This is a genomic window from Nostoc sp. (assembly GCF_036917575.1).
Lineage (GTDB): Bacteria > Cyanobacteriota > Cyanobacteriia > Cyanobacteriales > Nostocaceae > Nostoc.
This window is the reverse complement of sequence record NZ_JBALDC010000068.1, coordinates 1-9,503: the sequence shown is the minus strand read 5'-3', so window position 1 is coordinate 9,503 and position 9,503 is coordinate 1. Positions and strand designations below refer to the sequence as shown.

Below are 9,503 nucleotides of genomic sequence, written 5' to 3'. Positions count from 1 at the left end.
TTATGCGCTCACGTGCATCACTCATACGATGAAGCCTGGAATTGCGTCGAGGCGTGGAGAGCCGCTAAAAAACTTTCTTAACTCTTTGGGGATTCTCATTAAAAAGCTAGAGTATATACCGATAACATAGTAAATAATTAGGTAACATTTGCCTTTTGACTAATGACTCAAGTAGATATTCTGATCCTTTCAAATGGCCCGGGTGAAGTAACAACCTGGGTGCGCCCAGTAGTAAAAGCTTTGCGGCAAGAATTAGGGGATGACCATTCTTTAGTGAGGATTTCTGTAGTATTATCACCTTGCTCAAATGCCAGTGGTAAAGAAGCAGCGATCGCTCTTTCTTATCCAGAAGTAGATAGAGTTCAGGGAGCAGAACATTTTTGGCAATTTTTGCTTTGGGGCAAAACATTTGAAAATTGGGATTGGAGAAGTCGCGGTGTAGTGGTTTTTCTAGGCGGCGATCAAATTTTTCCAGTGATTATAGGCAAAAAGCTCGGATATCGCACAGTAGTTTACGCCGAATGGTCAGCTAGGTGGCATAACCAAATTGATCGCTTTGGAATCATGAAATCTGAAGTTGCAGCTCGTGTCCCCCAGAAATATGCTCACAAATTCACTGTTGTCGGTGATTTGATGCTAGAAGCACAAGAACAAGTTAGCACTCCCTACTCCTTACTGCTTACTCAGCACTCCCAAATCATTGGTTTACTCCCTGGATCGAAAGCAGCAAAATTAGCCCAAGGAGTACCATTAGCTCTAAGCATTGCCGAATATGTTCACGCAAAAAGACCGCAAACCAAATTTGTAATTCCTGTAGCGCCGACTTTGAATTTATCAACTTTAGCTAGTTTTGCCGATCCCCAAAAGAACTCTATTGCTGAAACCTTTGGCTTTGATGGTGCTTCTTTAATTGTTCCAGAGGATGCTAAAGGTAAACCATTACTCAAAACAGCAACGGGCTTAACTGTGGAACTGTGGCAAGAAAACCCTGCATATCATTTATTATCCCAGTGCTGCATTTGCTTGACTACAGTGGGGGCAAACACTGCCGAACTCGGTGCTTTAGGAGTGCCAATGATTGTTTTGCTACCAACGCAGCAACTCGACGCTATGCGTTCTTGGGATGGTTTACCTGGATTGTTGGCAAATTTGCCAGTAGTCGGTACGCCCTTTGCTAAGGTGATTAATTGGTTATTCTTAAGATTTATGAGACGCAAAGGTTTATTAGCATGGCCAAATATTTGGGCACAGGAAGAGATTGTGCCAGAACTCATAGGTAAACTTCAACCGCAAGAAATTGGAGAAATGCTTTTAGACTTTTTGACGCATCCAGAAAAATTGGATGATATAGGCGCTAAACTTCGTAGTATTCGCGGTGAAAGCGGTGCAGCCCAGAAGATAGCACAGATTGTTGGTGAGGAAATTGGGAAGTCATCAAAGGTAAGGGAGTAATAGCAACAACATCCCCCTGATTTTTACTCTAGCTTAATCGGAAGATTCTCCATCCCTGCGCCCAAGTTCATAAATACCAGCACCCATACAGGCTAATATACCTGTACTAATTCCCCAACTCGCACCTAAACTAATTTCCAGAATCCAGTTACAGAAAGCGCCGACTACCAGAAAAGGCACAATGCTAAATAGTGAGGCATAGAAAGCGTTTTGGGATTCTCTGGCTTTACGAGTCTTTTCAAATTCCGACTGGCTAGTGTAGAGCGATCGCTCGGCAAAGTTAAACCAGCGATTGAGTTGCTCGATAACCCATTCATTCACTCTAGAAAAACCTAGATATAGCGCCAATGACCACAAACTCGCTCCAGCGATCGCGATCGTGTCTAACTCAAGACGGAAAGGCAAAATTTCAGTCAGCATTGCTTAGGGTAGTCCTGCAAAGGGTTAACTTTAGCTGTGAGTAGATGCTAAATAAACCTCTTGTGCAATTTTAAGCATAAACGTTAACAAGATTTCAACTACTTGGCAAATCTCCTGCTTCTTAGCTTGTTTATACCAGTTTTACACCCATCAGTCGTTTGCCACTTAAAAAGACAAGTTCAAGTTAAGGAAATGCGATCGCCCCATTGCCTTAGAGTATTTGACTTCCCCGTACCCCTGCTCTTAAGCAAGCTACGCGTAGCGTCTTGCACAGAAGTGGCTGACTATCCAGGTCTTTGTTGATGATTGTGATATCTAAACCTTTGTGTCATCTTTGTCAATACTCTACCACCTGAATTCTTACCCAAAAACTGTTGAGAGTAGACCTCTTGTATAAGTCGAATAGACCCCCCTTAATCCCACGCCACTTGCTACAACGGAGGGAACCTCCGCAACGCAGTGGCTCCCCGATATATTGGGGGGAAACTTAAAATCTTGCCCCCTCCCCTTAACAAGGGGAGGGTTGGGGAGGGGTGATTCAAAGATTTTTGCAAGAGGTCTAGTATTGCAGAATCGTACAATTATAAGCATTTCAGGTGAAACTATTTATTTTCCAGAATAATAGTTATGTCATCTATTTCGGGAGTATAAATAATTCTCTTCACTAGTCATGTTTTGTTTTTTAATTGTACTTCTTCACCTACTCTCACAATAAATTGTAAGTTCTAATACTTACCTATAAAGTCTTCTTGTCAGTTCACCAGTTTTGTTACTCATTTTTTTTCCTCCTTATATTATTTATTTCTTGCAGTTTATACTATGAAAACTGTTTAAGCAGTTTCACTCAGTAATCGCAGAATAAATTTCAGGGGAATTTCCACTCGCTCAGAACGATTATTCAGTTCATTACCTACTGCATCAATCGCTTCCTCTAGAAGATAAGCAAAAAGCAGCACATCTAGTTCTTGTGTTGTCTTTGGCAGGAAAGATTCTTGACTAGCAGTTTCTAAATAAGAATTGAGAAAACTAGTACTAACCCAGGTATACCAGAACTGTCCCCATTGTTCTATAAGGGGTAAATTTTCCGAGAGGATCATCCCAGATTCTTTTTGAGAAGCTAGAGCTTCGTTAACTGCATAGTTGAAAGATAGCAACATTCCGGCGACATCTCGTAGAGGCGATCGCTTGATGCGTCGTTCGCTAAAACTGCGATCTGCTTCGCCTTCAAAATCAGGAAGAATAAAGTCTTTTCCTGTGTAAAATACTTGCGATAAATGGTAGTTTCCATGATGACGAGTACGCAATGCAGTAATTTTTTGCCCGACAAGCAACTGAAAGCGTTCTAATATTTTCTGTTGGCTATTAAGAACTTCTAATGCTAATGGTTGAGTATCGGTTGGCAAGTAGTTTGCTCGTTCTTTTAACAACCGAAATACTTGTCCAGTTAAGTTACGTGCATTTTGATATATGGAACGTTGATAAAGTGATGAAAAAGATTCTGGAGCAAAGTCTGAGCTATCTATATTTGTAGCCAGCGCTATATGGAATTCAGCTGTGGATTTACCCAACAGTTCAACACTTTGCAGGTAAGAAGTGATAGTTGCATTTGCCAATTCTGGAATTTCAATTCTCTCTAAATCCAACAAGGAACCTGATGGCAGAGGCACTTCGGTAATAGTGGCGTGTTCTGTGGTCACTAAATCAAAGTATTTTTGCAAACTATCAAGGGTGTAGTCCCAGCCATTGCGGATATCTGAAATGAACTCTTGTAATATGCCTATAGTCGTGGGTAAAGCAGTTTTATTGCCTATTTTATTTGCAGGACGGTATTCTAAAGCACCAGCTAGGAAAACTGAGTGTTGCAAGCGTTTTTTCTGGTATAGGAAACGCCGGATTTCTAAATCTGGCTGCAAACCCTCCTCGACTTTGCGGAAGAGTTTCAACAACAAGTGATCGCCATAAACTATATAAGTATTGGTTTGTTCTTCTTTATTCAGGACAGTCGGCTCATGATTGGTTAACTGTCGGCGCAATTCGGAGAATGAATCAGTAGTAGTGCCAAATAATTCTCCGGTTATCCCTTTATAAGAGTGATGATTAGCGATCGCATCATCTAGCAGTGAGGTGAGAAAGTTCTTGTCTGCTAAAGCATCAAATAAAATTCCAACTTCTTGAGTATTGGGTTGAGGAGTGTCTATTTTACCTTGTACCCCAAGCCGTGCAATTATAGCTTGCGGCATTTCTGCCAAAAGATGTGTTGCTTGCTCACCTTCTGCATAGGCAAGAAATAACAGATAAGTTTCGCGCTTTCCTTGGCTATAATCTACCTGCAACAAAACAATTTGAGCTATCTGCTGATTATAGGGTAAAGAAATCGCTTCAATGATTTGTGTTGATTGTACAGTCTGAGTTTTGCCGCCAAACCAGCTACAGGTATAGAGGTAATCCCGCAGTGTTGATTCTAGAATGCTTTTTGACTCTCGTTGCCCAGTCACATTCTGCCATGAACCATTTACTTGCAAAGTTGCTAAGTCTGCTTGGGGTTTAGGGGGTTGAGTTGAACTAGATTTACGTTGTAAGGTGAACCAGTAAAACCCGTAAGGACTTAGGCTGAGGAAATAGGGCGATTCTGTAATCGGTGGGAACTCAGTGGAACCAAAAATTTCTACTGGTAGTAGTCCATTGAAGGTTGATAAATCTAATGCCACCGTTTGTACATAGTGAGATAAATTTGCTACTACCAAGACATCTTCTTCAGACGTGATCCGGCTGAAGGCAAAAACTTTGCGATTATTAGACTGTACCAATTCAAAACGCCCTTCACCCAATGCCGGAAACCGTTTGCGAGTTGCAATTAAACGTTTCATCGAATACCAGAGAGAATTGGTATTAGTCCGTTGTGCCTCAACGTTGAGTGCTTCGTAGTGATATTCTGAGTCAACGATGACGGGTAGATACAAGCGTTGCGGGTTGCCGCGACTAAAACCGGCGTTGCGGTCAGAACTCCACTGCATAGGTGTGCGAACACCATTGCGATCGCCTAGATAAACATTATCTCCCATGCCAATTTCATCACCGTAATAAAGTACGGGGGTTCCTGGTAGAGATAACAGTAAACTATTGAGTAACTCAATTTGGCGGCGATCGTTGCCTAAAAGCGGCGCTAATCTGCGACGGATGCCTAAATTTACCCGCATCATCGGGTCTTGTGCATAGACCCCATACATAAAATCGCGGTCTTCATCTGTCACCATTTCTAAAGTCAGTTCGTCATGGTTGCGGAGGAACAATGCCCACTGACAGTTATCAGGAATGGATGGAGTTTGCTGGAGAATATCCACAATCGGGAAATTATCTTCCATCCGCAATGCCATAAACAAGCGCGGCATTAGCGGAAAATGAAAGTTCATGTGACACTCATCCCCCGCACCGAAATATTGCGCTGCATCTTCAGGCCATTGGTTCGCCTCAGCTAGTAACATCCGGTTAGGAAATTTCGTGTCGATGTGCGATCGCAACTCCTTCAAATACGCATGGGTTTCGGGTAAGTTTTCGCAGTTCGTTCCTTGCCGTTCGTATAGATAAGGCACAGCATCCATGCGTAATCCATCTACACCCATCTCCAACCAAAAATCTAGAACATCAAATACCGCTTCGCGCACCAAGGGATTGTCATAATTCAAATCAGGCTGATGGGAATAGAAACGATGCCAGCAATAAGCTTGGGCAACTGAATCCCAAGTCCAGTTAGATGTCTCAAAATCTTGGAAGATAATTCGCGCTTCTTGGTATTTTTCAGGACTATCACTCCAAACATAAAAATCTCGCTCCTGACTTCCTTTCGGGGCGCGACGTGCTCTTTGAAACCAAGGATGTTGGTCAGAGGTATGGTTAATAATTAACTCAATAATTACCCGAATACCGCGCTGATGAGCAGCGCTCAAAAACGCTTTAAAGTCTTCTAACGTGCCATAGATAGGATTGACACTAGTGTAATCGGCAATATCGTAACCATCATCCCTGAGTGGTGAAGGAAAAAAAGGCAACAACCAAATGGCAGTAATACCTAAATCTTGTAAATAGTCTAGTTTTTCTGTCAGTCCTTGAAAATCACCAATACCATCACCATTACTGTCAGCAAATGTGCGAACACCTAGTTCGTAGATAATTGCATTTTTGAACCATAATGAGTCATCTTTCAAGTTGGAGTTTGGCATTATTTTAAAAAGATATGCGATCGCATATCTAATAGAACTATATTTTTACTTGATACAATCGCTGAGATTATCAGCTTATTTATCTTACACGAGTAATGTTTACACTTTCTTGCTTAAGTAATGAAACTACCAAACGAGCTATATTTAGTCATAAATAGTCATACCAACTGCGTATATACATATAGCAGTTTTCATTTATATGAAGTACAAAGTTATGGCTTTTGAAGCAGGAAGCAGAAGCTTTTTATATCTGATGTTCCGGTACTGCATTTTGAACTTCACTTAAAAAGCAAACTGCTATATAATTTTTATTCTTAATGCTTAAATGTAACAAAACTTATTGTAGACTATAGTAATCCAAAATGAGGTTGTAAAAATTTTTGTTATGGTCGTCCTTGGTGATTATATTTTACACAAGGAAAGTATTAAAGATGCCATTAATGGATATCTCCACGTCCAAGTTAAACATGGCAAACCTTATATTTTTAAAAAATCGCAAGTGTTTATCTGGGAAGTTGTAGTATAAATCGGATGTTTCTCAAATATCTCTAGCAAGGAAGCTGTCAAGATTTTGAAAAATTTGGTTATGTATTAAAGTAAAAAAGTTGATTATAAGTATTCTATCTTTTCAGTCATAGACTACCCAACACTAATCAATACCCGATGACGATATTCACCCAGAAGCCACTCAAACTTCTTCAAAACTATGTAATATTCAAACCCATACATTTCTCCTTTTACACTTTTGACTTAACTGCTTGCTGTGATGCTTGTAAAGTCTGAGGCAAACTCCAGTCGGGACGCAAGCTAGCGGCGTTGCGTAAATAAATATGATGAATTGAGGCAGAGGTTGGCAGATAAGCGTGAATTAAGAAGCGAATGCAGCGCTGTAAGCTGCCTTCGACGTGCATTTGCTGCACATCCAACATAGCCACATTATCCCAACCAGGACGCACTCTTGCGATCGCAGCTGGAAAAACTGCATCCAAATCGCGTGTCACTGAGAAAGTCACACTAATCATGTCCGTTGGCTGGAATTGATTTCGATTTTCCAGTTCATTTAGTAGTTCTGTAACCACTTCTCGGATTGTCTCAACAGTATTTTCTGAAGCGGTTGTTGCTCCGCGAATAGCCCGCATTTGCCAGTCCACGCCAAAATCCTCCTTAATTAGTCATTAGTCACTAATCATTAGTCATTGGTCATTTCACTCTGAACAAAGGACAAATTACCAATGACCAACAACCATTTATGGTCGATATAACCACAGAGGTAAACCACTAGTAGACATTTCAAATTCGAGCCAATCAATACCAGCCCCAATTCCTGATGAAAATTGACGACTCCCTGGTACGAAACGGCTCAAAAAAGGTTTACGCTCTTCTAAGGTATAGCAGAGAGTTTTTTCTGGGTCGAGACCAACCAGTTCTGCTGTCCAACGACGGGCATCTTCTTCTGTGCCCAGGCGGTCTACAACACCCAAAGCTAGGGCTTGCTGTCCAGTAAAAATCCGCCCATCGGCGAAACTTTTCACAGCTTCTACCGTTAAAGAACGGCCCTCAGCTACCGTTTGGACAAACTGCTGATAACTCGTGTCAATCAGCTCTTGCAAGATATTTTCTTCTGGTTGAGTTAGTTCCCGATCAAAAGCCAAAATATCTTTGTAAGGGCCAGACTTAATCACCTGGAAGGAAACACCAATTTTTTCTAACAAGCGTTCCAAGTTATTTCCACGCAGAATCACACCAATGCTACCCGTAATCGTACCTGGGTTGGCGACGATGTGTTCGGCTCCCATGCCGATGTAAACTCCTCCAGAAGCCGAAATATTGCCAAAGCTGGCGACAACTTTGATTTTTTCGCGCAAACGCTTTAGGGCACTGTAGATTTCTTGAGAATCTCCGACTGTACCGCCAGGGCTATCGATACGTAGCAATAATGCTGGAAACTTTTTTTCTTCTACAGTTTTCAGGGCTTCTAAGACGCGTTTGCGAGTAGCACCGGCGATCGCACCAGTAATTTCAATCCGCGCAATTTGTTTTCTAAACTTGGGCTTAAACGGCCAAACCATGAGCTGTCAACATACCTCGTAATAAATTCAATATAAGATGCTCAAAGGTCATCTGACCTGCTTTCCTCTGTTAAGAAACATGAGCAGGCATTGTACTCATCAGGATTTTAAGGAAATTTTTATATTTTTCAGTGAGTTTTATTTAAAATTCTCAATTAATGCTAATCAAATCCTTAAAGATTGCAGATAGCACAAAATGCTAAATTCTAGTTTAGCGTTAACGTGATGATTTAGAAAGACTATTTTAGCTATTTTGTCAAATTCAAAGTGTTCAATACCTTGTTATTCTGGCTTTTTAAATGCTTTAAGACTGTTTTACTATGTCGCGCAGGTTTATTAGTTGTCAGTAATTAATAACTAATAACTGATGAATATATAAATATTTAATCAATTACTTAGACACTTGTATTTAATTAATAAAAGTTCATTCAGCAAGACTAATCTCTATTTAGGTTAAGACCTGTAGTACTTTTACTCTCGGAAATATCACTTTTTCCTGTCTTCTACAGCTCAACAATCTACTGACGAAGCGATGTTACTACTTAAGAGTTTATACGTAAGATTTGATACTTATAATAGACAAATATATCAAACAGTGCCCCAACAAAACTACAAGTCAAGCTAATTACAAATAATCCGCGTAGGGGAGTTCCACTGCCGAAGGTGGCGAGAAAATGCACAATCTCAGTTGCGATCGCCTCAGTTAACTCTTGTAAGCCAGGGAAGTGACCAATGAGGGATAAAAAGAGGAATCCGCCGCCAACGAAAAAGAGGGGAACGAAAAAACTAAAAATGATTGTGAGTACTAGGGAGCGGAGAAAGTTAGTAAAAATAGTCATTTCAGACAAACTCCGTGAGTAAAGATGACAAAAGCAAGATAGCGGTTTGTCATTTTCTACAATACGAGCGATCGCTCCAAAGCAGCCAATCTGTCAAAAATCTTAAGTTTTCATTAAAATAAAGGGCTAGTAGTTACAGCCCATGCTGTGGCTAAAAAAAGCAACTTAAATCTACAAAAACCTTGGAAAATAAAGGTTATAGCCAAGCGTACTACTTGTTTATTGCTTTGCAGCACATTAAATAAGAGCTTCATTTTCTGAGAGTATTTTTAATCTAAGTTAATATTCAGCCTTCTTGGGGGAGCAGAGGAGACAAGAAGACTAAAGTTATAACTTACAACAAGTCTTTCCCTTCCCCTTGTCCCAAATTCTCCTTGTCTCCCTTGTCTCTTCCCAATCCCCATTCCCCAATCCCCATTCCCCATTCCCCATTCCCCATTCCCCATTCCCCATTCCCCAATCCCCATTCCCCATTCCCCATTCCCCATTCCCCATTCCCCATTCCC

General features: G+C 40.9%; 6 protein-coding genes. 1 reads left to right on the top strand and 5 read right to left on the bottom strand.

All coding sequences use genetic code 11. The annotated features are described in order from the left end of the window. Positions 1-162: 162 nt before the first annotated feature. Positions 163-1,452: a lipid-A-disaccharide synthase gene (locus tag V7K79_RS19545; RefSeq protein WP_335049652.1), complete on the top strand. Its 1,290-nt coding sequence runs from the start codon at positions 163-165 to the stop codon at positions 1,450-1,452. A gap of 33 nt (positions 1,453-1,485) precedes the next feature. Here the strand turns inward: V7K79_RS19545 and V7K79_RS19540 are convergent, their stop codons facing one another. The 5 genes from V7K79_RS19540 to V7K79_RS19520 all read right to left on the bottom strand — a co-directional run bounded on the left by V7K79_RS19540 (position 1,486) and on the right by V7K79_RS19520 (position 8,997). Beyond that, complete coding sequence (locus V7K79_RS19540) at positions 1,486-1,872, bottom strand: hypothetical protein (protein WP_335049651.1); 387 nt, start codon at positions 1,870-1,872, stop codon at positions 1,486-1,488. A gap of 830 nt (positions 1,873-2,702) precedes the next feature. Beyond that, entirely contained in the window at positions 2,703-6,089 is a 3,387-nt protein-coding gene (gene treS / locus V7K79_RS19535; RefSeq protein ID WP_335049650.1) for a maltose alpha-D-glucosyltransferase, read from the bottom strand. A gap of 737 nt (positions 6,090-6,826) precedes the next feature. Further along, a complete protein-coding gene (aroH, locus tag V7K79_RS19530) occupies positions 6,827-7,240 on the bottom strand; it encodes a chorismate mutase (protein ID WP_335049649.1) in 414 nt (137 codons plus the stop codon). 96 nt (positions 7,241-7,336) lie between these two features. Further along, positions 7,337-8,158 carry a signal peptide peptidase SppA gene (gene sppA / locus V7K79_RS19525; RefSeq protein ID WP_335049648.1) on the bottom strand — a complete coding sequence of 274 codons (822 nt, stop codon included), beginning with the start codon at positions 8,156-8,158 and terminating at the stop codon, positions 7,337-7,339. Between the two features lie 542 nt (positions 8,159-8,700). Continuing rightward, positions 8,701-8,997 (bottom strand): hypothetical protein, encoded by a 297-nt coding sequence (locus tag V7K79_RS19520; protein WP_335049647.1) that lies wholly within the window; start codon positions 8,995-8,997, stop codon positions 8,701-8,703. Positions 8,998-9,503 lie beyond the last annotated feature (506 nt).

What these genes read in the sequence shown, in the direction of transcription:
- V7K79_RS19545 (WP_335049652.1), top strand. Translation starts at nt 163, where the DNA reads ATGACTCAAGTAGATATTCTGATCCTTTCAAATGGCCCGGGTGAAGTA.
- V7K79_RS19540 (WP_335049651.1), bottom strand. Translation starts at nt 1,872, where the DNA reads ATGCTGACTGAAATTTTGCCTTTCCGTCTTGAGTTAGACACGATCGCG.
- treS (WP_335049650.1), bottom strand. Translation starts at nt 6,089, where the DNA reads ATGCCAAACTCCAACTTGAAAGATGACTCATTATGGTTCAAAAATGCA.
- sppA (WP_335049648.1), bottom strand. Translation starts at nt 8,158, where the DNA reads ATGGTTTGGCCGTTTAAGCCCAAGTTTAGAAAACAAATTGCGCGGATT.
- V7K79_RS19520 (WP_335049647.1), bottom strand. Translation starts at nt 8,997, where the DNA reads ATGACTATTTTTACTAACTTTCTCCGCTCCCTAGTACTCACAATCATT.